Raw genomic sequence first — 24579 nt, forward strand, 5'->3', positions numbered from 1 at the left:
AATATGTCATCTTTTAATAAATGTAAACGATTACCGTTTATTTTATTGGATAAACGATAGCTTCCGTCGCATTATCAGAGAAAAATGGCAAAATATGCTTTAACCAATGAATAAAACGTTCAAATAAACTTGCACGTTCTAGCTCAACTTTTGCTGACAATGAAAAATCTTCAATTAGTTGATTATTTTGGAAAACTTTAACATTTGCAAGGTTCATTTCTTGATTTAATGGCGCAGTGAGTTGTTTTTGATCAAGTTGGACAGATAACTGAGTTTTTGTTTCTTGTGAAGGTGTAATTGTCTGACCATCAATTGTAATTAAGCCACTGGTATTGCTAAAGTTTTTCATATTAATAGGTGTGTTTGAGTCATATAATGATGTCGTGATAATCCTCGATTGATTGGCTTTAAGATTAAAAACATTTTGCTTGCCATTAATGACAGGAAGCTGAGCGATCATTTGATTCGCTTTAATAGCCACTTCATCACGTGTGTAGTTAAAAGCCATGTTCATGAGTTCGTAAGCGACTTGGGCACGTTTGTAAGCACTTTTTGTACCCATGACAACGACAATAAGGCGACGCTCAGGGAAATCTGGATTCATTGCTGGTCTATTTGCGGTGAGGGCAAGATTATAACCTGCTGCTGCAGTATAGCCTGTTTTTAGTCCATCTACGGTAGGATCTTGTTTTAGTAGAATATTCGTTGCATGGTGCGTACGACCATTCCATGAATAACTCGTTTGTTTGGAGTAAGAAAGGTACTGTGGGTATTGTTGAATGAGTGTGTTAGCAAGTTTGGCAAGATCTGCAGCTGACGCATAATGGCCATCCATAGTGATTCCTGCTGGATTCATAAAATGAGTATCTGTCATACCGAGTGCTTTGGCTTCGCTATTCATCATTTCTACAAAATGAGGGATATCTCCACCAAGTTTTTGTGCAAGTGTAACAGCAGCATCATTGGCGGACATGACAATAAGCCCGCTTAAAAGTTGGTCTACAGTAATTTGCTGACCTTGTCTAAGAAACATCTGAGATTCATCGGGTTGTACTACATGTACAATATCGGATGCGGTAATGGTATCTGTTGTTTTAAGCTTGCCTTCTTGAATGGCTTTTAATGTGAGATAGGCAACCATCATTTTTGTTAATGATGCTGGAGCACGCTGAGCATGACTATTATATTCTGCGATGGTTTGTTTGGACTGAGGATCGTAAATGATCCATGAAGCGGCCTCAACAGAGTCTGGATTAATTGTTAGGACACTGGCATGTGTAATTGTTGTACATAGTAATGCCAAGAAACTTGTGAGGACTAGGGTGAAACGTTTCAAAAGAGCCGCCTTAAGGATAAGCTAGAGGTCGAAAAATACTATATAAAACTTAAAATGAACTAAAATTTAAGGATGTATATAGAATCGGAGCGAAGTATGCGATCTTAGAATAAAAAAGTGCTAAGCTAAACCCTTGCTAAGCGAGATTAGGATTAGAATTCTGACTTATGTTGCACTATCAAATAGAGTTTGACGATTACCAACAGCACCTTATTCATGTAACCTTACGTTTTCTTGCGAATCCTTCACAAGTACTATGGTTGCCGACTTGGATTCCGGGAAGTTATTTGGTTCGCGAGTTTGCAAAGCATATCGAGTCGGTAAAAGCATATGATGAAGCGGGTCGTCTTCTAACAATAACAAAATTTGAAAAAAATAAATGGCGTTTACACAATACAGATCATGAACTTATTACAGTTGAATACGATGTCTATGCCTATGATTTATCTGTGCGTGGTGCATATGTAGATCAGCAACGTTTGTATGTGAATCCTGCGTGTGTATGTTTAGGTCTAGAGCAACAAGAAAATATTGCTTGTGAAGCTGAAGTTTTTGTGCCTGAAGCATTACAGCATTTTTCAATAGCGACGGGCTTGAAAACCAAAAGTCTAGTGGCAGGGCGGTATACGCTCTATGCAAAAGATTATATGCAGTTTATTGATAGTCCTTTTGAACTTGCAGTGCAAGATCGTTTTACATTTAATGTCGAGAATATTCCACATGAGTTTGTAATTTCAGGAAAGCACACAACCAATTTAACTCGCTTGCAACAAGATATTGAAAAAATTTGTCGAACTGAAATTCAAATGTTCGGTTCAGCACCATTTTCAAATTATGTATTTATGACGATTGCAACAGGTAGTAGTTATGGTGGATTAGAGCATCCTAATTCAACCAGTTTAATTACACCGCGAGATGATTTGCCCCAACTCAATGAACCTGAAGAACCATCGTCAGCATATCAACGCTTTTTAGGGCTTTGTAGTCATGAGTATTTTCACTCGTGGTTAGTTAAATATATTCGACCTGAAAATTTTGCTCATTACGATTTGAATAAAGAAGGTTATACGTCACTACTTTGGGTTTTTGAGGGCTTTACCTCGTATTATGACGACCTAATTTTGTTACGTAGTGGTGTTATCTCTAAGGCAAGTTATCTTAGTCTGCTTAAAGCACAGATTGATCGATATTTACAAAATCCAGGTCGCCGTATTCAATCGGTAACTGAATCAAGCTTTGATACATGGATTAAATTTTATAGACCTGATGAAAATACAAACAATGCAGGCACGAGTTACTATAACAAAGGTGCTTTGGTTGCACTGTGTTTGGACTTAAGTTTGAGAAATCATGGTTCTAGTTTAGATGCTTTAATGCGCTGTCTTTATGAAAATGCGCAACAAGGTAAACAAGTCAATGAAAAAACAATTTTTGAGTTATGTCAGAAATTGACAGGAGAGGACTGGACTGAGCGCTTAAGTTTTCTAATTCATACGACTGAAGAGCTGCCTATAGAGGAATTACTCTCTAGTATGGGGGGTTCTTATCAATTAAAGTCAGAGAAAAACTTACCTTTTGGTCTGAAAACAGTCGAGAAACCTGAAGGACTACTCATTCAGCAAGTTCGTCGAGAAAGCGCTGCTGCTCAAGCGGGTTTGTCTGCACATGATGTGATTATTGCGATTGATGGTATTAAAGCGACGGATCAGCAATTAACACGTTATGCTCAGAAAGAGAGTGATGTAGACATACATCTATTTAGAAGAGATGAGCTTCTTACACTTTCTTTAAAAAGTATAAATGTTGCACTCGATACGGTAGAGCTTAAAGTTATAGATGAACAAAAAATAAAGAATTGGCTGTCATAAGGAAAAAGAGGCATGAATATGCCTCTTTTTTTAATCTATAGCTTTATACGTTGAATAGCCATATTGGCTAATATTTAATGGAATTTGATAGTGGTCTGTACTGCCATCAATCACAAATATAACAGGAATTTCTGCATAAAAAGCACGCTGATTTTTGTTTTTAAACCAATCACCTGTTTTAAAGGTAACTTTATAAATTCCTTTATCTAGACTTGGTTTTGTATTCGGATAAAGTGTATCTAAACGTCCTTTTTCATCTGTTGTTCCTTCTCCAATTTTAACCCATGCGTTGTTTTGTTGTGCTTCTAATTCAACACTCATTTGGGTTGCAGGTGTACCTGTCTCGAGATTTGTAACTTGAACACCAATAGGTGCGATAGCAAAGGCAATATGAGAACAGATTAATCCTGTAACTAAAGTAATTTGTTTTTTCATTGTTATCCTCTTTATTGTACGACTTGATTCGTTATATATTTTGAAGAAAATATACAGAGATTCAAGTCGCTTATATGATGGTGCCAAGAGAAACTATTTTCTTGATCTACCTTTTTTTAGATTAGGTCGAGTGGTTCCATTGGTAATACGACGTGGTCTTTGCGCATCTGTTTTAAAAATTGCAACAAGAACTTCTTCACGTTTTTTATTTTGTTTTCTCTTTTTAGGATCTTCACGTTTACCTGAGGTTTTTTTAGGTGCCTTGAGCTTCTCTACGACTGCCTTATATTCAGGATAGAACAGTGGTTCTATAGCACGTTTTTCGCCCGGCATTAAGCCCAATTGAATGAGATCAATCGAACCAATTTGAGTGCGAATAAGGCGTAATGTTGGAAATCCAACAGCGGCAGTCATTCGACGTACTTGTCGATTACGTCCTTCAGAAATTTTAATTTCTACCCATGTAGTTGGAATACTTGCACGATAGCGAATAGGTGGATTTCTTTCCCATAACCATGTTGGCTCTTCGACTACCCTAACTTCGGCAGGTCGTGTAGGACCATCTTTAAGGACAACACCTGCTTTTAGTTTTTCAATAGCTTCTTGGCTTATTTCACCTTCAACTTGTGCTAAATATGTTTTATGCTGTTTATTTTTTGGATGTGTAATTAGCTGATTTAGGCCACCTTGGTCAGTAAGCAATAGTAGACCTTCTGAGTCATGATCGAGACGGCCAGATACACGTAAATCGGGATCCGTAATAAACTCAGCTAATGTAGGGTGTTTTTCATCCTCTCTAAACTGCGAGAGAACATTAAATGGTTTATTTAATACAGTAAGTTTCATGGGAAGATCTGCTTTAACAAATGTGACGTATTGTATTGATTTCTTAAATGTAGATTATTTCTAAGCTAAATAACATATAGTGTATATTTACTTTAGAATAGCTACACATTTAAAAAAATGAAAAATTGTCTGAAAGACAATAACGTAGTTCGCCAAATATAAAAGGGAGCCTGGCAAATGGGTTATGAAAAGATTGTTGTACCAACCAGTGGTGACAAGATTACCGTAAATGCAGACCGTTCATGGAATGTTCCGAATCATCCAATCATTCCCTTTATTGAAGGTGATGGTATTGGTGTAGATATTACACCTGCCATGAAAGAGGTAGTCGATGCCGCGGTAGAAAAGGCTTATGGTGGCGAACGCTCTATTGAATGGATGGAAGTATACTGTGGCGAGAAAGCAAATGCTAGCTACGGCACGTATATGCCAGAAGAAACCTTCGATGCAATTCGTGATTTTGTTGTTGCAATTAAAGGCCCATTAACTACACCAGTCGGTGGTGGTATTCGTTCATTAAACGTTGCATTACGCCAAGAACTTGATTTATATGTTTGTTCTCGTCCAGTACGTTGGTTTGAAGGTGTTCCTTCACCAGTGAAGCATCCAGAACAAACAGATATGGTTATTTTCCGTGAGAACTCTGAAGATATTTATGCAGGGATTGAATGGAAAGCAGATTCTGACGAAGCAAAAAAAGTAATTAAGTTCCTACAAGAAGAAATGGGTGTGAAAAAAATCCGTTTCCCAGAGGGCTGTGGTATTGGTGTTAAACCTGTATCAAAAGAAGGTACGCAACGCCTTGTACGTAAAGCAATCCAATTTGCAATTGATAATGATAAGCCATCTGTGACATTAGTACACAAAGGCAATATCATGAAATATACAGAAGGTGCTTTCAAAGAGTGGGGTTATGAGCTTGCACAACAAGAGTTTGGTGGTGAGCTGATTGACGGTGGCCCATGGGTAAGCATTAAAAATCCAAAAACTGGAAAAGAGATCATCATTAAAGATGTAATTGCAGATGCTTTCTTACAACAGATTTTAATGCGTCCTGCAGAGTATTCAGTGATCGCAACATTAAATCTAAATGGTGACTATGTTTCAGATGCATTGGCTGCGCAAGTAGGCGGTATTGGTATTGCACCAGGTGCAAACATTGGCGATGCAGTATCTGTGTATGAAGCAACACACGGCACAGCACCAAAATATGCAGGTCAAGATAAAGTAAACCCAGGTTCAATTATTTTATCTGCTGAAATGATGTTACGTGATATGGGATGGACAGAAGCCGCTGATTTAATTATTAAAGGTGTATCTGGTGCGATTTCTCATAAGACAGTGACATATGACTTTGAACGTTTGATGGACGGAGCAGAACTTCTTAGTTGTTCAGCGTTTGGTAAAGCGATTGTAAAGAATATGGACGCTTAAATAAGTTATAAATAGTTGAAAAGCCTCATCATATGATGGGGCTTTTTATTGCTTTATTAGAATTTAAACTAAGCTTATTCAGAAAAAAGAATACACTATATTTTTTTAGTAATTATATGATTTTTATTGTAAAAATAACAATATGAAAAGCAGTGCTATGGTTATCGAAAAAATGAAGAAGAGAATGGGTCTTGTTGGTTATCTATTTACTTTATAATAAACGTTAATTATATCTTATTTTTAGAATAGCCTTTGGGCTAGGAGTTGCAATGAGCATGCCACTTATCATAAACATTATCGTGTTTGTGGTTCTACTACTTGTACTTGCACAAACTCGTAAAACAAATTGGAGCCTATCCAAAAAAGTACTTTCTGGTTTGGTTCTTGGTGTGGTGTTTGGGCTAGGTTTGCACTTAGTATACAACACAGGCGATCAAGTTCTGAATGATTCAATTAGCTGGTTTAATATTGTCGGAAATGGTTATGTAAAACTTTTACAAATGGTTGTTATGCCATTGGTTTTTATTTCTATTTTAAGTGCAGTAGCAAAACTGCATTCGGCAACTTCGTCGTTAGGAAAAATTAGCTTTCTGAGCATAGGGACGTTATTGGTTACTACATTTATTGCAGCTTTAGTTGCAGTTTTTGTAACACGACTTTTTGGTTTGACTGCAGATGGTCTGGTGCAAGGTGCTGCTGAAACGGCTAGATTGAGTGCCCTTCAGTCTGATTATGTAGGAAAAGTCACAGATTTAAGTGTTCCTCAATTTATTTTGTCTTTCATTCCAACGAATCCTTTTGCTGATTTAACTGGTGCAAAACCAACGGCAATTATTAGTGTGGTTATCTTTGCAGCATTTTTGGGTGTTGCTGCACTTAAATTGCTTAAAGATGATGAAGTAAAAGGGAAGTATGTTTTAACTGCGATTGATACTGCTCAGTTATGGGTAATGAAACTTGTACGCCTTGTAATGACATTGACGCCGTATGGTGTTTTTGCCTTAATGACAAAAGTCGTTGCAAGCTCGAATATGGCAGATATTCTAAAGTTAGGTGGTTTTTTGGCGGCTTCTTATGTAGGTATTGCGATTATGTTTATTGTTCATGCCATTATTTTGGCAGGTTCAGGTATTAATCCAATACGCTTCTTTAAAAAAGTATGGCCTGTTATTACCTTTGCTTTCACGAGTCGATCTAGTGCGGCAAGTATTCCTATGAATATTGAAGCACAAACAAATCGTATTGGTGTACCAGAATCAATTGCAAGTTTTTCAGCTTCTTTTGGTACAACAATTGGACAAAATGGCTGTGCAGGTTTGTATCCTGCTATGCTTGCGGTAATGGTTGCACCAACAATGGGGGTAAATCCTCTAGATCCTCTATGGATTTTAACATTAGCTGGCATTGTCACAATGAGTTCTATTGGTGTCGCTGGTGTAGGTGGTGGTGCAACGTTTGCAGCATTAATTGTACTACCTGCTTTAGGTTTTCCAATTACATTAGCTGCACTTCTTATTTCTATTGAGCCTTTAATTGATATGGGAAGAACCGCACTAAATGTAAATGGCTCTATGACAGCAGGAACATTTACTAGTCAGGTCATGGGTCTTACCGACAAAAGTAAATTTGAGCAAGAAAATGACAAAGATCTCGTAAATAGCTGATCAATTGAAGTATATTAAAAGAGCATATGCTAAAGCATGTGCTCTTTTTTTTGAGGAAATAATAATGAAGATGTACCAAGTTGATGCATTCACAACACAATTATTTAAAGGAAATCCTGCTGCAGTTATTATTTTAGAAGACTGGTTAGATGAAGCGCTAATGCAACATATTGCATTAGAAAATAATCTTTCTGAAACTGCCTTTGTAAAGAAAAATACACTCAATAATTATGATATTCGTTGGTTTACACCAACAGATGAAGTGCCATTTTGTGGGCATGCAACGCTAGCGAGTGCGTTTATTTTATTTCAGCAGATTGAAGGCTTGGAATATATTGAATTTGAAACACAGCAATTGGGTACATTTTATATTCGACAAAAAAATGAAAAGATTGTCATGAATTTCCCAATATTAAAAGCACATCCTCTTTTAGATTATCCTAAAACATTGGAAAGTGCCTTTAATATTCCATTTAAAGCGGTTTATTTAAATGATCAGGCTTATGTCGTTGAATATGAAAACGCACAACAGGTTTTAGATGTACAACCTGATTTTTTTAAGCTGAAAGAAGTGAGTATTGATTCAAAAAGAATCTATGGCAAAACCCGAGATATTGTGATTACTGCGCCAGGAAAAGATCACTACGATTGTATTAGTCGTTATTTTGCCCCTGCTATTGGTGTAAATGAGGATCCTGTAACAGGCTCTATTCATACAGCAGTGATTCCACTTTGGTCAGAAAGACTAGAGAAGGATCTGATTACGGCTTATCAGGCTTCTTCAAGAGGTGGTTGGTTATACGGTGAAATATTACCGAATGATCGTATAGAAATTTCAGGCCAAGCTAAACTCTATATGGTTGCAGATATTCATATATAACAAAAAGGTAAAATTCTAATGGAAGATGTGGTGTTGCCAGTTGCTCAGAAAGGTGAAGAAGTTTTAAATTTAGTCGCTACGAAAGTCAGTCCAAGAGAATTTGGCTCTTTATGGCTACATCAGCTTTCTCAAGCGATGCAAACGACGATGAAATATCATCATGGTGTAGGTATTGCAGCACCACAAGTTTATGTTTCTAAAAGAATTATTATTGTTGCATCTCGTCCTAATCCACGATACCCAGATGCTCCAGATATGCCTGAGATTGTCATGGTCAACCCAGAAATTTTAACGGCATCTAATGAAAAATGTTTAGGTGAAGAAGGCTGTTTGAGTGTAAAAGGTGAGCGAGGACGAGTGCTGCGTGCGCAAAAAATTGTTGTAGAGTACTACACAGTGATGGGAGAGCGAATTCAGCAAACGTTTGTTGGTTTTCCTGCCAGAATTGTTCAACATGAAATAGACCATTTAAACGGAATCCTATTTGTGAGTTATTTATAGTTTTTTAATGATTCTGAAATATTTCTCATGCAAATTAAGCGATATGTTTTAAATAAGTGGAATGAATTGGTCTAGCTAAAATATTTTCTTTAAATAAATGAATGTTAAATTTTAAAGCTGTACTTATTGTAGTGCACTTTTTGCTCTAAAAAGAAGCAAAAGGTGGGCTTTTTTTCGCATAATAAATGTTGTGTCATATAACTGTCATAATTAAATTAAACAATATGGACACCTAAAAGTATCATCATAGATGGCAGCATGAAAATGAATACATCTTCTAAACAAGAGCCAATACCTCCTGGTGCCGTAGAAGGTAAAAATGTAAATGTTCCTACACCGAAATTTTTTATGCCGGTGTTTCTTACAATTATTATTTCTACACTTGTTTATATTGGATTCCAGCTAAATGCTGATCTTGCGAATGTTCCACCTTTAAGCCTTTATTCAGTAATTTTGCTTTCTACAGCACTATTCATTGCTTTAGGTTTTGAATTTGTGAATGGTTTTCATGACACAGCAAATGCAGTTGCAACGGTTATTTATACCAATGCACTTCCAGCACCTATTGCAGTCATGTGGGCAGGTTTTTGTAATTTTCTCGGTGTACTATTAGCAAGTGGTGCTGTTGCATACGGCATTATTGCATTATTACCTGTAGAAATGATTATGAATGTAGGAAGCAGTGCAGGTTTTGCAATGGTATTTGCATTGCTCATTGCAGCCATTCTATGGAACTTAGGCACATGGTTCTTTGGTATTCCTGCTTCAAGTTCACATACTATGATTGGTTCTATTTTAGGTATTGGTATTATGAACCATATCTTAAATACTGCTGCTGAAGCGGGAACCAGTGGTATTGATATGGAGCAAGTCATTAAAGTTGGTAAAGCATTACTGTTTTCCCCACTTATTGGTTTTGCATTTGCTGCCGTTGTATTCTTATTGGTGAAATTTTTATTTAGAAAGCAACTCGAGCTCTTTAAAGCACCTGAAGGAAATAAACCACCGCCATTGGTGATTCGTGCCTTGCTTATTTTTACATGTACAGGTGTAAGCTTTGCACATGGTTCGAATGATGGTCAAAAAGGAATGGGGCTAATTATGCTTATTCTGATTGGTCTTGTTCCTTTAGCATATTCACTTAACAAGAATATAGACAGTAATCAATTACAGTCTTTCAAAGGTTTGTCGCAAGAAGCAGCTGTAGTAATTTCTGCAGAAAATACACAAAAATATAATCGTGTAGAAGCTAAAGAGATTTTAACGCGTTACATTCAAGAGAAGAAAGTAACCCCAGAAGTACTTCCTGCATTAGCTAGTATGACATATGGTTTAAGCCAAGAATTGGCACCGTATTCTTCTTTGAAAAATATTCCTGAACAAAGTGTTAGTGATATTCGAAATGAAATGTATTTAAGTACAGCGACATTTAAAGCATTAGGTAAGCAAAAAGCATTACCGACTTGGAATGAAGCTGAACAAAAAACGATTAAATCTTATCAAAAAGGTTTAGATGGTTTCTTACAATATATTCCAAACTGGGTGAAAGTTGCTGTTGCATTGGCATTAGGCCTAGGTACTATGGTTGGTTGGAAGCGTATTGTTGTGACTGTAGGTGAACGAATTGGTAAAGATCATATGACGTATGGTCAAGGCTTATCTGCCGAGCTTGTTGCAATGACAACCATTGCTGCAGCCGATGGACTTGGAATGCCAGTATCAACTACACATGTTTTAAATAGTGCAGTGGCAGGGACAATGGTTGCCAATAAGTCTGGGTTACAGTGGTCAACAATTAAAAGCATTATCTCGGCTTGGGTGCTCACACTTCCAGTGACAATTGCTCTTTCGGGTGGGTTGTATTGGCTGTTCTTACATATATTTTAATTATAAATTAAACAAAAAAGGGCTTAATAAATAGCCCTTTTTTTATTTTTGAAATTGCCATAAAGGGCAGCCATAGGTAATACGGTACGTGTTGTATAGTTAGTACGCCATAACCCACCATGATTTGCTCCTGATGAGATTAAATCTAATGGATGAGTCAGTGTAATATTTGGTTGAGAGACAGCCTTAGGGTAGCGTAAATCATGTACCCACATTGCTGCCATAATTGCATTTGTTGTTTCTGGTGCAAAAGCCTCTACGCCAAACAAAGAAGCACCATTGAAAGCAGATTGGAGTAGGGGATTTTTAATTACAGATTGTGTTGTCGTTGATGGAGAAACATTAATAGAAACACATTGCCCTTGGTGTCTTGCCACCAAAGCACGCCATTGTTGAAGCCTTTTTGCCAAGGCGTAGTTAGGGCCTTGCTGTAGTACTAATCCGTCATAAATCGTATATTTTTCTGAATAATCTGTAAAAATTGTCTTGTGTAGTATTTTTTTACATGAAAATTGGCTAATAAGTTGAGTCATTGATTTTTCTAAAAATGAGCGTTGGCGTTGTTGTTGTTCTATTTCTTTTTTAAATGATATAGGCAGTGCGTATATATCTGTTGGTGTGCTCATAAACATGAGAGATGTATTTTTATTCTTCTCGCTGACGGATTGCATAATTGCATCCATGGCAAGTGCAACTCGTACATGTTTTTCTCCATCTAAATAAGCCAGTGCAGCAATATCTAGGTTTTGATTAAACTGATTTAGCCACTTCACAATTTCTGGTGTTTGCGTTAGTAAGTCTGCACCTAATTCTTTATTATTTTCTAAAAAGGGTGCATATAACGTCGCATTACCTTTTTCAATGGTTTGACGAATCAGTGTCCATTTAGGCAGATGAGCGATATCGATGGCAATAATGTTTGCCTTCCACTTGGCAAGCCAAGAAAGTGGTCCAATCTCTGCACCCGCACCTAAAAGCACCATTGTTCTATCTGAGAGATCAAGCCATTCTGGGTGCTCATAAACCTTCCGTAAAGCCTCGGCATGCGAAGGTTCTATAATCTTTTTTTCTTGCCATAGCTGAATTTGGTTAAGTAAGCTTTGGCCTTTTAATTGTTTACCTTTATAAGGGATATACCACTCTGGAAGGCTATTACTTTTCCCAATAATTTGATGGGTTTGTAGCTTCTCAAAAGGCTGTGAAATTGCATTTTTAAAAGAAGTACTTAAACCATGACGATAAAATCTAAAATGTTCATGGGCAGTTTTAAGACCACTTTGGGCAATAGTAATCGTATCCTTTGTATTTTTTAAACTTAACTCAAGTGTCTTTTTAATATGGATAGGGTAGTTTTTTCGCCAAGTGGTTTCATTACGCATGATCTCTGCACAATGAGGGTCTATCGATTGAATGGCACTGCTTAAGATATACTTCGCACTTGCTGTGGTACTTATTTTTTTTGTAGATGCTACGATCGGAAACTGTATACCTTTAATGATATCTGACATAGAGAATATCCTTTCGTGGTTTTAAACTGAAATAGATATAATCTCTATGACAGATGTAATGTATTTACTAAGAGTGAATAAAATTAAAAAGGTAATTTAGTTAACTGATTTAAAAAGTGAGGAATAATTTTAGGTTCCACAATAATAGTCATTAAAATACCATAAGCTGCACCCCACAGATGGGCACTATGATTAATATTGCCTACGCTACGTTTATTTGACCAAATGGTGTATCCAATATAGAGAATTGCAAAAATAATGGCAGGTACGGGTATAAAGAAAACGAAGATAAGATTCCACGGTTTAAAGAGAATATAAGCAAATAGCACAGCCGATACAGCACCGGACGCGCCTAGGCTTGCCCATTGAAAGTCATTTTTATGTTTTAGATAACTTGGTAAAATAGAAATAATGAGGCCGCCTAAGTAAAATAGAACAAATCCCATATTGAACGCATATTGTCTATAAAAAGTCTCAATCGCACTCCCGAAGAAGAACAACGTGATCATATTAAATAGAAGATGAGCACCATCTGCATGCACAAATCCGTGGGTAATAAAACGGTCGAATTGCCCTTTTTGCATGGCTGGTGGCCAAAAGATTAAGCGATTCATTACTTTTTGATTTGAAAAAGCAATGAGTGAAACAATAACAGTAATAATAATAAGTGTAATACTATGATTAAATGGCAGGTCTAGCATAATATGACAAAGTAATAAAAAATAAACTTTATCATGACATAAAATGAAGAAGATAGAAAAATAAATAAATCTGACAAAATAAGTTGATTTTTGGCAATTACCCCATATCTTCAGTTAAACTAGGTACTTCAGGTTGAGGAAAGATACGATGTCTATGGAAAACGACAACATGACTCAGACAGCAAATGAAGAGATGCCGAATCTCTTAATCACTCCGTCTGCGCAAGAGTACTTGGGTGAATTATTGGCTAAGCAAAATACGCCTGGTATTGGGGTTCGTGTATTTGTAGAAAATGCAGGAACACCGCGCGCTGAATGTTGTATGGCATATAGTGCTCCTGATGAAGTTGTAGAAACGGATTATCGACAAGAATACCCAGATTTTCCAGCATTTATTGATTCGCCATCTATTCCATATTTAAGAGATGCGGTCATTGACTATAATAAAGACCGTTTTGGTGGGCAACTTACCTTTCGCGCACCGAACTCTAAAGTGCCTCGTGTTGGGCCAGATGCTTCAATGGAAGAGCGTATTACTTACGTACTACAATCGGAAATTAATCCAGGTTTGGCAAGTCATGGGGGTAATTGTAGTCTCGTAGCTGTTAAAGACGATGAAACACATGGTCTAACTGCAATCTTGAAATTTGGTGGCGGTTGTCAAGGATGTTCGGCAATTGATGTCACTTTGAAGCAAGGTGTTGAAACGACACTACGTGAATATATTCCAGAATTGCAACGTGTGATTGATGAGACTGACCATTCACAAGCTGAAGGTGCATACTATAAATAAGAAAAAGGCGCATAAAGCGCCTTTTTTATTGAATTTGTTTTAGACATGCTTGTACATCATCTTGTGCATAAAAAGCCTCCAAAATAGGGTAGAGGCGTGATTTTAAATAGCCATCGTTAATTAATTTTCCGATGACTGGTGTAAAAAGCATGATTATTTCGGTCTGTATAGCTTGATGGTTTAACCCTAAAAGGTTAAAAAAATACTCTAATTTTTGTGTTTTATGTAGTTCATACCATTGGTAGATATGATCAGAGATGACTGTATTGAAATAGTTTGTTTCGCGTAGACCATTCCAAAAATCATTGATGATAGAAATCAGTTCAGGATAATCGTTCGAATTTAAGAATTCATTTAACTCAACTAATTTTTTTTCTTTTATTTGGTGCCATAATTCAGCTTGTAAATGATAAACACGTTCATTCGTCAAGTGGTTAACAAGTACGTATTCACTTAATTGCCTAATTTTAGGAATATTTTTTTCTATATATTGCGTAATCGTTTTTTCGAAAGTTGCATCGGTCATATTTTCAAACATAGATTTCCCCATTTTCATAAACCGATTTACATGAGAAGGGGCTTTTGAAGCCAATGTTTCTTCAAAATAATTTTGAATGGCGTGGTTGAGAAGCTCAGACATAATTGTTGAAAATGACTGATGATGAACCATAAAGTGAATAATGGATGATCTTAGGTGTGTTTGTTCTGCAATAAAAGACGCTAAACGGTCAATAGCCATGACTTGAATAACTTCTTGGATTTGAGACTCTTCATTGAGTGTATGTGTTGCACATAATTGCATTTGCTTTGCAAAATGCATTAACAGATTATGAGGAATAGGATTTTTTAAAAAACACTCTCGAATATAACGAATAATTTGCTCATCAGTTAAAAAATCTTGCAGTTGCTTTTGTGACAACCATTGATATAAGTGTTCACCTTCTGTTTGAATTGAACTGTGATTTTTACAGAATTGCTCTAAAAAAAGAATTTGCGATTGAATAAGCTGTTCAATCATAGGATGTTTAGGAGATTGCTTCATATCGCTATTTTGTTGTAAAGACCATGTATAGAAGTATACATGAGGCAAGAAAATATTTTTTTAATTGAATTTACTATGGCGACGTTTTTAGTCAGTGACAAGTTTCATAGTGCGCCCTAGAATACAAATCATTAATTATTTTGATAACGAAATAGGAAAAATCATGCTTACAGCTCAAGAAGCATTGGACCGTTTAAGACAAGGGAATCAGCGTTTTGCAAATGGTAAGTCATCTATTCCAGATTTAATTTCTCAAGAACATCGCTCTCAATTAACAGCAGACCAAAATCCATTTGCAATTGTACTTGGCTGTTCTGACTCACGAGTACCTGCAGAAATCATTTTTGACCAAGGGTTAGGAGATCTTTTTGTAATTCGTGTTGCAGGAAATATTGTAGCGCCATCTCAGGTAGGCAGCGTAGAGTTTGCAGCAGAACGTTACGACTGTGCAGTGGTTGTTGTTTTAGGTCATAGTCATTGTGGTGCAATTAAAGCAACGATTGATACTTTACGTAATCCAAATCAGCCACCATCTAATAACTTAATGTCTATTGTAAATCGTGTTCGTCCATCTGTTGAAATTTTGATGCAAACAGAATTAAAAGATGATTTACCAAAGCTATGCGAACATGCCGTGCGTTCTAATGTATTTGCATCGGTTAATCAATTGCGCCATGGTTCTTCAGTACTAGAGCATTTAATTGCCCAAGGTAAATTAAAAGTTATTGGTGCAGAGTATTCTTTAGAGACGGGTGAAGTCACATTCTTTGATTTTTAGTAAATTAAATCACTAAATTTTATAATTTATTGAAATGGGTGGTTATTTAAAATATCCATCCATAATAAATAGATATCCTTTAACTTATATTCACAATATAAATAAATCATTAAATTAAGTAATATTCCAAATATAATACCTATAATAAGTTTTAATGAGGTGTTTTTTCTCTGAGAAAAATACCAGATGAGACTGAGTATAACCCCCATAAGAATTCCACCAATATGTGCCATGTTGTTAATATTTGGGGTAATAAAACCTACCGATAAATTAATGAGCATGACCCAAAGTAATACTTTTTTACTCAGAATAAATGGTTGCTGAGGAGCAGGAGGAAAAAAAGAAAGAATAGTAAGTGCGCCTCCAAGACCCATAATTGCACCCGATGCACCACCATTAACTGTAGGTAATAAATCGACAGAGAACACATGTAGCAGATGGTAGCTATTTTCTATAGTTATCCAGTTACTTAGTAAACTGCCTGTCAGCCCAGCAAGAAGATATAAACAAATATAATAAAAACGACCATAAATTTGTTCTGCAATTTTTCCAAAAATATAAAGCGACCACATGTTTAAAGCCAAATGAATGAAGCCAAAATGAAAAAACATGCATGTAAATAGGCGATAGGGTTCATAAATTAAGGTTAGCGGTGGATAATCAGCACCCCATCTAATCGCATCTAACAAACTTGGGTTGCTACTATTTACACCTGCTGTAATTTGTAGAAGATATAAACCGACATTGACGATAATGATAAATGCGGTTGCCCACCAAAGTTGTAGATCTAATTTACTTTTGTAAAATAAAGGTTGTTGCATTTTAGACGTGCTATTCTTGGAAAATTTTTCAATATCAGCTTAACAGAACCTGTGGTTTGGAGAAAGTTACATTCATGAAACGTATCTTATCGCGTATGCTTAAACTCTTGTTTGTTCTTTTCTTTTTAATACAGATTTGTGTGTTTGCTGCATTATTTTGGTGGAAATTCAATCCTGTAGAAACCACGATGTTAATGATTGTAAATTCTTGGCAAAATACTGAAGAAGCACAACATGAATGGGTGAATTATAAAAATATGAGCCCTTATATAAAGCAAGCTGTCATCGCGGGTGAAGATGGTAAATTTCTTGAACATCATGGTTTTGATTGGGACGGTATGCAATATGCGCTTGAGCGCAATGAAAAGAATGAAACTATTGTTGCAGGTGGTTCAACGATTTCTCAGCAGTTGGCAAAGAATTTATTTTTATTTAATCAGCGTTCTTATGTGAGAAAATTTGAAGAAGCTATTATTACAGTAATGATGGAAAGCCTTTGGTCAAAGCAACGTATATTAGAAGTATATTTGAACTCTGTAGAGTTTGGTGAAAATATATATGGTATTGAAGCTGCATCACAATATTATTTTCATAAAAACAGTCGTAATTTAACGAAACAGCAAGCAATTTTTCTAGCAGCTTTATTACCTAATCCAAAATATTTTCAAAATCATCCAAACCATCCAAGACTACATTTTAGAGAACGTTTTATTCGAAAATATATTGACTCAAGTCCAATACCATAATAAATAAAATAGATGTATTATTTGTTTAGGAATTATGCATTTATTTATCAAATTGCCATAATTATAAAGGACAATTGAATAAGAACATCGCATAATGTTTGTTATGGAATAATGTATGAATATAGAGGCGCATGCAGTGGACGGTCACGCAGAAGATACGAATCTCCCTGAATATACGTATAATGAACGATATATTAATCGTGAATTATCCATTTTAGATTTTCATTTACGGGTCTTAGAACAGGCTGTTGATCCGCTTCATCCGCTTTTAGAAAGATTAAATTTCTTACTTATTTTTTCTCGCAATATGGATGAATTTTTCGAAATTCGTGTTGCAGGTGTGATGGAGCAGTTAACCTTAGGAAATGACAGCTATACACCAGATGGTCTTACACCAAAACAAGTCTTAGAACAAATTTCTAAGACAGCGCATGAAGCGATTGAGCGTCAGTATAGAATTCTAAATCAGGAAATCTTACCTAAACTTAGAGAAGAGGATATTTGTTTTTTACGCCGTGGAGAGTTGTCACCTGCACAAACTGCATGGGTAAAGAAATATTTCCATGATCAAGTTGCACCTGTTTTAACACCGATTAGTTTAGATCCTGCACATCCATTTCCACGATTGGTGAACAAAAGCTTAAACTTTATTGTGACATTAGAAGGCAAAGATGCTTTTGGTCGGCAAATTGATTTAGCTGTTGTTCCTGCACCAAGGTCTTTACCACGTGTCGTACGATTACCTGATGAATTGACAGATGGAAAAGAGCATCATGTGATGCTGTCTGCGATTATTCATGAGCATGTTTCTGATTTATTTCCTGGTATGACGGCAACCGGTTGCTATCAATTCAGAGTTACACGAAATGCCGATTTAGAGCTTAATGAAGATGTTGAAGACCTCGCAATTGCATTAAAAGGCGAGCTTAGTTCTCGTCGCTTTGGTCGTGCTGTACGTTTAGAAGTAACACAAAGCTGTCCAAAGCATATTTATCAGTATTTACTGAATGAATTTGAGCTACATGAAGAGCAATTATATAAAGTTGATGGTCCTGTAAACTTGGCACGCTTGGTTTCAAACTTTAAACGCCCTCATTTGAAATATGCGGCATATACACCAGTGATCCCAAAAGTTCTTCGCAAGTCGGAAAATATTTTTTCTGCTATGAAGAAGCAAGATATTTTACTTCATCATCCTTTTGAGTCTTTTGCACCTGTAATTACATTGCTTCGAGAAGCTGCACGTGATCCAAAAGTATTGGCTATTAAGCAAACATTATATCGAAGTGGTCCTGATTCTGAAATTGTACAGTTGCTCGCTGAAGCCGCTAGAAATGGTAAAGAAGTAACGGCTGTTATTGAGTTAAGAGCACGCTTTGACGAAGAGTCGAATATTGCGGTAGCAAATGTTTTACAAGAAGCGGGTGCTGTGGTGGTGTATGGTATTGTGGGTTATAAGACACATGCCAAAATGATTTTAGTGATCCGCCGTGAGAATAATAAACTTGCACGTTATGCACACTTAGGTACGGGAAATTACCATGCAGGTAATGCACGTATGTATACAGACTATGGTCTGTTAACAACAGGCAAAGAGTTATGTGAAGATGTACATCGTATATTCCAAGAGCTGACAGGTATGGGGAAAATGGCAAAGCTTAAAAAGTTATTGCATGCACCGTTTACCTTGCATAGTCATTTACTTGGCTTTATTGACGATGAAATTGCACATGCTCGAGCAGGCAAAGATGCGCATATTATTGTTAAAGTGAATGCACTGACCGAAGTTCAACTTATTAATAAGTTATATGAAGCATCTCAAGCAGGTGTAAAAATTGATTTAATTATTCGTTCGATCTGTTGCTTACGCCCAGGATTACCAGGTTTATCTGAAAATATTAACGTACGTTCTATTGTTGGTCGTTTCTTGGAGCATACACGTGTATTTTATTTCAGCAACGACGGTCATCCACGGGTATATGGGTCTAGTGCGGACTGGATGAATCGTAATCTATTTAATCGTGTTGAAGCATGTTTTCCAATTGAAGACCCGACTTTAAGAAAATATATTTATCAACAAGGTCTGTTAAATTATCTCAAGGACAATGAGCGTGCTTGGGTGTTAAGTGGGGATGGATCTTGGACACGCGTACAGAGACCTGAAAATGAGCTTCCACATAATGCTCAGCAAGTCCTAATTGAATCATTTCGTTAAATAATTCAGCTCTATGCATCAACTGCTTTTTAAAAAGCAGTTGATTTTATTCAATGTCCCAGTCTATCAGTTTTATAAAATTCCAAAAATTTTCTAGCTCTATATTTAGTCTCGTATTATGCCGATAGAGGTAAATCTCTACAGGAAGTACAGCATTTTTTAGTGGAAGAATTGAGAGGGTGTGATGTTTTAATTCCTCTTGAATACTATAATTGGGTAACCAACCTACGCCGTATCCATGTTTTATCATGTCTTTGAGTAAGGTACTCATGGACGATACAAAATTGGTGTCGAAGTGATGAGTTTGCTGTGTTTGTAAAAACTGATTAACTTGCTTGCCCATGTAACTCTCATCTGTATAACTCATAAAAGGAAAACTTTCGTCTTCTAAAGAAAATTTGGGAAAACCAGATGTATCTGTACCTGTAACGAGGTAGAGCTTTGCAGAAAATAATTGATGACATAAAAAGTTTGAGTTCATTAAACTCGGGTCATAAAATGACATAATAAAATCACACGTTCCATTTTTTAAATAATCCACTGTTTGATTCACATCAATCGCTTCTACATAAAATGTTTTATCTGTATAGTTCTTTAAATTTTTCAATATCTTGGGAAATAAATGACCCGATAACGAATGTGCTGAAGCAATTTTAATTTTACTTCGAAGGTCACTGGTTCCTTTAATTTTCTCAATATTGTATTCAAAATCACTGAGTAAATTTCTTACATTTAAAATAAATAATTTACCTTCTTCAGTAAGTTGTAGAGGAGAAGTCTGCCTATCAAAGATATGAAAACCCAACGATTTTTCTAATGTCTGAATTCGTCTACTCAGCGATGATTGTGAGACATGTCTAAGATCTGCTGCAAGCGTAAAGTTGCGATGTTTTTCTAGCGTCAATACGTCATATAACCACTTTAATTCAATATTTTGTATCATGTTTTAACCATTACGGATTATTGATTTTGATAGAATTGAATTGCATTTTTAACTAATATGTCTGTAGTGTCGACAAAAGATTTTGGTTTTTCTAACATGATTTCTTCTAATATAAGAGGTATCTCTGTGCAAGCCAGTAAAAACTTTTCACCTTCTGATATTGCGTAATGCTGGATAATTTCCTTCATATTTTGCTTAACGAGATCATGCTGTCCTGACTTATATTGGTAAATATTTTTCATAATTTTTTGCTGAACTTCTTCCGAAGGAACTTCATATTCAATGTGCTGTTCGGCCAATTTTTTCTGATAGAGCTGCGCGTGAATGGTTGCTGAAGTTGCCAAAATATATACTTTCTTGGTGTTGGTATTTTTTAAATGAGTAATCGTGGCTTCTATAATACTAATCATTTTAATAAGTGTTTGTTTTTGAAGATCGTCAAACCAAAAGTGTGCAGTATTACACGGAATAATAATACAACCTACATGCGTGGCTTCTAAAATTTTTAGATAAGAAATCATTTTTTCTAAAGGCTTATTGTTTTTTAAAAAGATAGATTCTGTACGATCTGGAATATCGGGAATTGATACTGTAATTGTAGGAATATGCTCTTGGTCACAATGAGCAGAAGTATTTTTAATGATTTTATTGATTGTATCGACAGTCGCTTGAGGGCCCATACCGCCAAGAATTCCAATAGCTGGTTTCATTACTAAATCCTCTAAACTGTAAAAGATGATTTAGTATGGGTAAGTTTTAAGTCTACGAAATGCAAAAAATAGATAATATATTTGTATTAGGCATAGCTAAAAATAGTTTATACACCGAAATACTATAGAGGCATGCTTTAACGTTATTTTTCTGCATCATTTATGCAATTTTTGCATCGTATATTATCTTTTATGCAGTCTAATATAGGCCAGTATTAATAATAAAACACCCGTTACACTTAAAAATAAAAGCTTAGGGATTACAATTGCAACAGGTACCCCCATTTGATTGAGTTGAACAAACATTTGAATCGCATGTGTTGAAGGTAGGCAAAGACTAAACCATTGCAAAAAGAGTGGCATAGATTGAAGTGGCCAAGATGTACCACTTAATAAAAAAAGTACAATAGATGTAGGAACAAGCACATGACCAACACGCTCAGGCATATCGAAAAACGTGGCAATAAACATGCTTAACCCAATGACACACGTTATAAATATAGGTACAGCAATCAGCATACCTAAAAAATTACCACCTCTTGGATAGTCGTATAGCCAAAATATAAAACCAAATAAATAAAAGCATGCCAAACAACCAATCGTGAAAATTGCTGTAAAGAAACCAAAAAACTCACTTGGTCGGGGTTTCCAAATAAACTTTTCTCTGTAGCCTGCTATAAGCATACCTACACCGAGTAAAATAGTTTGATGGATAATTAAAGGCGCTACCGAAGGAAAAATATAACTTCCATAACCTGAAAGTGTATTAAATAACGGAATTTGATGGATAGGCAATTCAAGGCGGAAATGACTAATTTTGCCAAACTGTTCTATATGGTTTTGTATGACATCTTCTAAAGAGACAGCTAATCCTGATGCAATTTGCTTTACACGAATTAAATATGCCGAACTAAGATATAGGCCGATGCCAGTACTTTTAGGATTTGCCAATAAATCGGAAGATAGCTTTTCTGGAAGAAGTAAAATTGCATCTGCTTTTTGAGCTTGAACATGTTGCTGTGCTTCTAAAAAGTTGGAGGTCACTTCAGTAATTTGAATATTAGGATTAGAGCGGATCGTACTAATAATTTGATTTGTTAAGACACTCTGATCTTGATCTACAACGATAATCGGTAAATTTTCAGCCTGTTGCGCTTTATATGCTGTTGGATAGAAGAAACCGTATAATATTGAACCAAGCACCAATGTTGTAAACACGGCAGAGAAGCCTTTTATATCTTTAAACGTTTTAAAAAAGTAAAAAATAAATGACTTCATATTTCAGCCTGCTTGCTTATTTTTTTTAAGCAGAATAAAGAGAGTATATAGCCGATAAGACAAAAAAGAATAAGTAGTAAAAAGGGAGGGATGGACACTTGTATAGGGCTACCAACAACCCATTGTTCGGTTTGTAATTTTACGTATGGTGTATAGGGAATTAAATTTGACCAAAATTGCGTAAAGAGTGGTGCATTATTTAGAGGGAGGGTAACACCAGCAAAACTTAAAGAAGATCCTCCATAAATTGCAATCAGGCCAAATGTGCGTGTTAAATCTTTTAAGATGAGTGTTACTGCAGTAATAACGAGTGCATAACTCAAATAAAGCACATAATAAAAGTAATACATTACCAGCAATAAACCAGCCACGAATAACGGTAAGCCAGAATAACCAAACGAGTGACCAAGCAAATAAAATGATGGTATGGACAAGAGATTTAGCAAAAATGGCTTGGCTCAGTGAGGTTTGATCTAACCATTGTTTTATGGTTTTAAACTTCATCTCTTGTCCTACAGAAAATGCAATAGAGCAACAGATAATAAGGTGAAGAAGTGCAGGAATAAGAAAAGGTTCTAAAAACAACTCATAATTTAATGTTGGGTTAAATAGGGGAGAAATTTTAATATGAGGTGCAGAAATATCTAAGTAAGGAATATTGTTTCTAAGATGATTATTTTTAAGAAAATCTAGGCTTGCCTCAGCTGTAGATTGAAGCATTGCCGATGATATAGTATTTCCAATACTAAAAAAAGACTGATTATAAGTGATGGCAATCTGGGCATCTTGTCCTTGTACTAAACGCTTTTCTGCACCATCTGGAATAAGAACATAGCCCCACACCTGTGTTTTATTTAGTGCATCTTCAGCTTCATTTTGGTCGTTTGTTTCTAGTTGTATATGCAGTGAATGATTTAATGCTAAATAATCTGTAATTTTTCTGCTCAGTTGACTATGATCTTGATCAATAATTGCAATAGGGAGGTGCTCTGGCTTACCTTCCATAAGCATACTGCTAAAAATGATAATAATAAGCAGGGGTGCAATGGTTAGCATTGAGAGATCCCACGGGTGGGTCTTTAGATAAAACAGCTCTCTCCAAATTGCTTTAAACATTAGTGACCCTCTTGTACTTTAAAGATTACACTCATGCCTTCTTTGAGAGGAATATCACGATTTTCAGGGATGAGATGAAGTTTAAAGCTACGAATATCGTACCCACCTGTTTGGCGCGTTGTCTTAATCGTTGCAAAGTTACCTTGAGGATCTATATTTTCAATTTTAAAGCTCATGTTTTGGTTAAGAGCGGGTACATATCCTTCAATATTATTTTTTTTATAAATATTTGAATATTGATCTTCACGGATATTTAAACTTACCCAAAGGTGAGCAGTATCTATGATATCAATGACAGGGACACCTGTAGCAACAAGTTCAGAGGCATTGCCATAAATATTTGAAATTGTTCCACGAATGGGAGAGCGTAACTGAGTTTCAGATTCTAACGCATTAACTTCATTGACAGCAGCTTGAGCAATTTCAACTTGTGCATCTGCCATTGATTTCTGTTCAGTTGTACTGCCGTCTTTTGCACGCTTATATTGTTGATAGGCAGCTTCAGTCATTTGTGCAGATGATTGCTGTGCAGCATACATTTCATCTCGACGCTGTCTAGAAATAACACCTTCTTTATAAAGGTTTGCACCACGTTCATAAGTCGTGTGTGCAAGTTGTTGTTGAGCTTTTAAACTTTGCCAGTTTGCATATAGGCTAGCTAGATTTTCTTCGCGTGTGCCACGATTTGTAGTGGCCTGTAAGGCCAAAGCAGATTGTAAAGATGCCATTGCTTGCTGTTTTTTTGCATCAATTTCTGGACTATGTAAACGGGCAAGAGGTTGGTCTTTTTCTACGACTTGACCTTCAGAAACATAAATCTCATCAATACGGCTAATTAATTTTGTACTGACATGAATCACTTCTGCTTGTACACGACCTTGAACGGAAACCTGTTCAGGTTGATAAGCTTTCCATAAACCAAAGCCAATAAGTATTAAAAGGAGTAAGATAATAATAATTAAAATAAATATCTTGAGTAATTTTTTAGATTGCTTTGTTTCTTTTGCAGGTTTCTCTTCTGACCTGTGCTCAGTCGGAGCATTCTTCTCATTGTATTGTTGGCTCATGAAATTCTCT

General features: G+C 36.0%; 21 protein-coding genes and 1 pseudogene. 10 read left to right on the forward strand and 12 right to left on the reverse strand.

What is annotated here, in order from left to right:
* Positions 1–37: 37 nt before the first annotated feature.
* Positions 38–1336: a D-alanyl-D-alanine carboxypeptidase family protein gene (locus I2F23_RS08285; RefSeq protein ID WP_195772128.1), complete on the reverse strand. Its 1299-nt coding sequence runs from the start codon at positions 1334–1336 to the stop codon at positions 38–40.
* 167 nt (positions 1337–1503) lie between these two features.
* On the opposite strand from I2F23_RS08285, the gene I2F23_RS08290 reads away from it, so the two are divergent.
* Entirely contained in the window at positions 1504–3204 is a 1701-nt protein-coding gene (locus I2F23_RS08290; RefSeq protein WP_195772129.1) for a M61 family metallopeptidase, read from the forward strand.
* 30 nt (positions 3205–3234) lie between these two features.
* On the opposite strand, the gene uraH is transcribed toward I2F23_RS08290, so the two are convergent.
* Together uraH and I2F23_RS08300 are read right to left on the reverse strand one after the other, a co-directional pair.
* A complete protein-coding gene (uraH, locus tag I2F23_RS08295; protein ID WP_195772130.1) occupies positions 3235–3639 on the reverse strand; it encodes a hydroxyisourate hydrolase in 405 nt (134 codons plus the stop codon).
* A gap of 93 nt (positions 3640–3732) precedes the next feature.
* Positions 3733–4485, reverse strand: coding sequence for a pseudouridine synthase (locus I2F23_RS08300; RefSeq protein ID WP_195772131.1), 753 nt, complete (start codon positions 4483–4485; stop codon positions 3733–3735).
* A gap of 177 nt (positions 4486–4662) precedes the next feature.
* Between I2F23_RS08300 and icd the strand changes: the two genes are divergently transcribed.
* From icd to I2F23_RS08325, 5 genes are all read left to right on the forward strand, one after another.
* Complete coding sequence (icd, locus tag I2F23_RS08305) at positions 4663–5919, forward strand: NADP-dependent isocitrate dehydrogenase (RefSeq protein WP_195772132.1); 1257 nt, start codon at positions 4663–4665, stop codon at positions 5917–5919.
* A gap of 269 nt (positions 5920–6188) precedes the next feature.
* Positions 6189–7583, forward strand: a complete 1395-nt coding sequence (locus I2F23_RS08310; protein ID WP_195772133.1) for an L-cystine transporter — start codon at positions 6189–6191, stop codon at positions 7581–7583.
* Between the two features lie 64 nt (positions 7584–7647).
* Positions 7648–8463, forward strand: a complete 816-nt coding sequence (locus I2F23_RS08315) for a PhzF family phenazine biosynthesis protein (RefSeq protein ID WP_195772134.1) — start codon at positions 7648–7650, stop codon at positions 8461–8463.
* Between the two features lie 18 nt (positions 8464–8481).
* Positions 8482–8964 carry a peptide deformylase gene (gene def / locus I2F23_RS08320; RefSeq protein ID WP_195772135.1) on the forward strand — a complete coding sequence of 161 codons (483 nt, stop codon included), beginning with the start codon at positions 8482–8484 and terminating at the stop codon, positions 8962–8964.
* A gap of 264 nt (positions 8965–9228) precedes the next feature.
* Entirely contained in the window at positions 9229–10851 is a 1623-nt protein-coding gene (locus I2F23_RS08325; RefSeq protein WP_195772136.1) for an inorganic phosphate transporter, read from the forward strand.
* 23 nt (positions 10852–10874) lie between these two features.
* On the opposite strand, the gene I2F23_RS08330 is transcribed toward I2F23_RS08325, so the two are convergent.
* Together I2F23_RS08330 and I2F23_RS08335 are read right to left on the reverse strand one after the other, a co-directional pair.
* Positions 10875–12359: a hypothetical protein gene (locus tag I2F23_RS08330; RefSeq protein ID WP_195772137.1), complete on the reverse strand. Its 1485-nt coding sequence runs from the start codon at positions 12357–12359 to the stop codon at positions 10875–10877.
* Between the two features lie 83 nt (positions 12360–12442).
* Positions 12443–13060: a rhomboid family intramembrane serine protease gene (locus tag I2F23_RS08335; RefSeq protein ID WP_195772138.1), complete on the reverse strand. Its 618-nt coding sequence runs from the start codon at positions 13058–13060 to the stop codon at positions 12443–12445.
* A gap of 154 nt (positions 13061–13214) precedes the next feature.
* On the opposite strand from I2F23_RS08335, the gene nfuA reads away from it, so the two are divergent.
* Positions 13215–13853, forward strand: a complete 639-nt coding sequence (gene nfuA / locus I2F23_RS08340; protein ID WP_195772159.1) for a Fe-S biogenesis protein NfuA — start codon at positions 13215–13217, stop codon at positions 13851–13853.
* Between the two features lie 25 nt (positions 13854–13878).
* Here the strand turns inward: nfuA and I2F23_RS08345 are convergent, their stop codons facing one another.
* Positions 13879–14895 carry a hypothetical protein gene (locus I2F23_RS08345; RefSeq protein ID WP_195772139.1) on the reverse strand — a complete coding sequence of 339 codons (1017 nt, stop codon included), beginning with the start codon at positions 14893–14895 and terminating at the stop codon, positions 13879–13881.
* A 163-nt stretch (positions 14896–15058) separates the two neighbouring features.
* On the opposite strand from I2F23_RS08345, the gene I2F23_RS08350 reads away from it, so the two are divergent.
* Positions 15059–15673, forward strand: coding sequence for a carbonic anhydrase (locus tag I2F23_RS08350; protein WP_195772140.1), 615 nt, complete (start codon positions 15059–15061; stop codon positions 15671–15673).
* 26 nt (positions 15674–15699) lie between these two features.
* Here the strand turns inward: I2F23_RS08350 and I2F23_RS08355 are convergent, their stop codons facing one another.
* Entirely contained in the window at positions 15700–16494 is a 795-nt protein-coding gene (locus I2F23_RS08355; protein ID WP_195772141.1) for a rhomboid family intramembrane serine protease, read from the reverse strand.
* Between the two features lie 74 nt (positions 16495–16568).
* On the opposite strand from I2F23_RS08355, the gene mtgA reads away from it, so the two are divergent.
* Positions 16569–17240 (forward strand): monofunctional biosynthetic peptidoglycan transglycosylase, encoded by a 672-nt coding sequence (gene mtgA, locus I2F23_RS08360; RefSeq protein WP_195772142.1) that lies wholly within the window; start codon positions 16569–16571, stop codon positions 17238–17240.
* A 115-nt stretch (positions 17241–17355) separates the two neighbouring features.
* The gene (gene ppk1 / locus I2F23_RS08365) at positions 17356–19455 is read left to right on the forward strand and encodes a polyphosphate kinase 1 (protein ID WP_195772143.1); all 2100 of its coding nucleotides are present in this window, start codon (positions 17356–17358) and stop codon (positions 19453–19455) included.
* A gap of 46 nt (positions 19456–19501) precedes the next feature.
* Here the strand turns inward: ppk1 and I2F23_RS08370 are convergent, their stop codons facing one another.
* The 5 genes and pseudogenes from I2F23_RS08370 to I2F23_RS08390 all read right to left on the reverse strand — a co-directional run bounded on the left by I2F23_RS08370 (position 19502) and on the right by I2F23_RS08390 (position 24569).
* Entirely contained in the window at positions 19502–20398 is an 897-nt protein-coding gene (locus tag I2F23_RS08370) for a LysR substrate-binding domain-containing protein (RefSeq protein ID WP_195772144.1), read from the reverse strand.
* 17 nt (positions 20399–20415) lie between these two features.
* Positions 20416–21108 (reverse strand): cysteate racemase, encoded by a 693-nt coding sequence (gene cuyB / locus I2F23_RS08375; RefSeq protein WP_195772145.1) that lies wholly within the window; start codon positions 21106–21108, stop codon positions 20416–20418.
* A 183-nt stretch (positions 21109–21291) separates the two neighbouring features.
* Positions 21292–22386, reverse strand: coding sequence for an ABC transporter permease (locus I2F23_RS08380; protein ID WP_195772146.1), 1095 nt, complete (start codon positions 22384–22386; stop codon positions 21292–21294).
* Positions 22383–23502, reverse strand: a pseudogene (locus I2F23_RS08385) (ABC transporter permease). Before I2F23_RS08385 ends, I2F23_RS08380 begins: the two are co-directional and overlap by 4 nt.
* Positions 23502–24569, reverse strand: a complete 1068-nt coding sequence (locus tag I2F23_RS08390; protein WP_195772147.1) for an HlyD family secretion protein — start codon at positions 24567–24569, stop codon at positions 23502–23504. Before I2F23_RS08390 ends, I2F23_RS08385 begins: the two are co-directional and overlap by 1 nt.
* Between the last annotated feature and the right edge of the window lie 10 nt (positions 24570–24579).

The organism is Acinetobacter pollinis (genome assembly GCF_015627175.1).
Taxonomy (GTDB): domain Bacteria; phylum Pseudomonadota; class Gammaproteobacteria; order Pseudomonadales; family Moraxellaceae; genus Acinetobacter; species Acinetobacter pollinis.

Coding starts and splice junctions, on each gene's coding strand:
- I2F23_RS08290 (WP_195772129.1), top strand. CDS start 1,504: ATGTTGCACTATCAAATAGAGTTTGACGATTACCAACAGCACCTTATT.
- uraH (WP_195772130.1), bottom strand. CDS start 3,639: ATGAAAAAACAAATTACTTTAGTTACAGGATTAATCTGTTCTCATATT.
- I2F23_RS08300 (WP_195772131.1), bottom strand. CDS start 4,485: ATGAAACTTACTGTATTAAATAAACCATTTAATGTTCTCTCGCAGTTT.
- icd (WP_195772132.1), top strand. CDS start 4,663: ATGGGTTATGAAAAGATTGTTGTACCAACCAGTGGTGACAAGATTACC.
- I2F23_RS08310 (WP_195772133.1), top strand. CDS start 6,189: ATGAGCATGCCACTTATCATAAACATTATCGTGTTTGTGGTTCTACTA.
- I2F23_RS08315 (WP_195772134.1), top strand. CDS start 7,648: ATGAAGATGTACCAAGTTGATGCATTCACAACACAATTATTTAAAGGA.
- def (WP_195772135.1), top strand. CDS start 8,482: ATGGAAGATGTGGTGTTGCCAGTTGCTCAGAAAGGTGAAGAAGTTTTA.
- I2F23_RS08325 (WP_195772136.1), top strand. CDS start 9,229: ATGAATACATCTTCTAAACAAGAGCCAATACCTCCTGGTGCCGTAGAA.
- I2F23_RS08330 (WP_195772137.1), bottom strand. CDS start 12,359: ATGTCAGATATCATTAAAGGTATACAGTTTCCGATCGTAGCATCTACA.
- I2F23_RS08335 (WP_195772138.1), bottom strand. CDS start 13,060: ATGCTAGACCTGCCATTTAATCATAGTATTACACTTATTATTATTACT.
- nfuA (WP_195772159.1), top strand. CDS start 13,215: ATGGAAAACGACAACATGACTCAGACAGCAAATGAAGAGATGCCGAAT.
- I2F23_RS08345 (WP_195772139.1), bottom strand. CDS start 14,895: ATGAAGCAATCTCCTAAACATCCTATGATTGAACAGCTTATTCAATCG.
- I2F23_RS08350 (WP_195772140.1), top strand. CDS start 15,059: ATGCTTACAGCTCAAGAAGCATTGGACCGTTTAAGACAAGGGAATCAG.
- I2F23_RS08355 (WP_195772141.1), bottom strand. CDS start 16,494: ATGCAACAACCTTTATTTTACAAAAGTAAATTAGATCTACAACTTTGG.
- mtgA (WP_195772142.1), top strand. CDS start 16,569: ATGAAACGTATCTTATCGCGTATGCTTAAACTCTTGTTTGTTCTTTTC.
- ppk1 (WP_195772143.1), top strand. CDS start 17,356: ATGAATATAGAGGCGCATGCAGTGGACGGTCACGCAGAAGATACGAAT.
- I2F23_RS08370 (WP_195772144.1), bottom strand. CDS start 20,398: ATGATACAAAATATTGAATTAAAGTGGTTATATGACGTATTGACGCTA.
- cuyB (WP_195772145.1), bottom strand. CDS start 21,108: ATGAAACCAGCTATTGGAATTCTTGGCGGTATGGGCCCTCAAGCGACT.
- I2F23_RS08380 (WP_195772146.1), bottom strand. CDS start 22,386: ATGAAGTCATTTATTTTTTACTTTTTTAAAACGTTTAAAGATATAAAA.
- I2F23_RS08390 (WP_195772147.1), bottom strand. CDS start 24,569: ATGAGCCAACAATACAATGAGAAGAATGCTCCGACTGAGCACAGGTCA.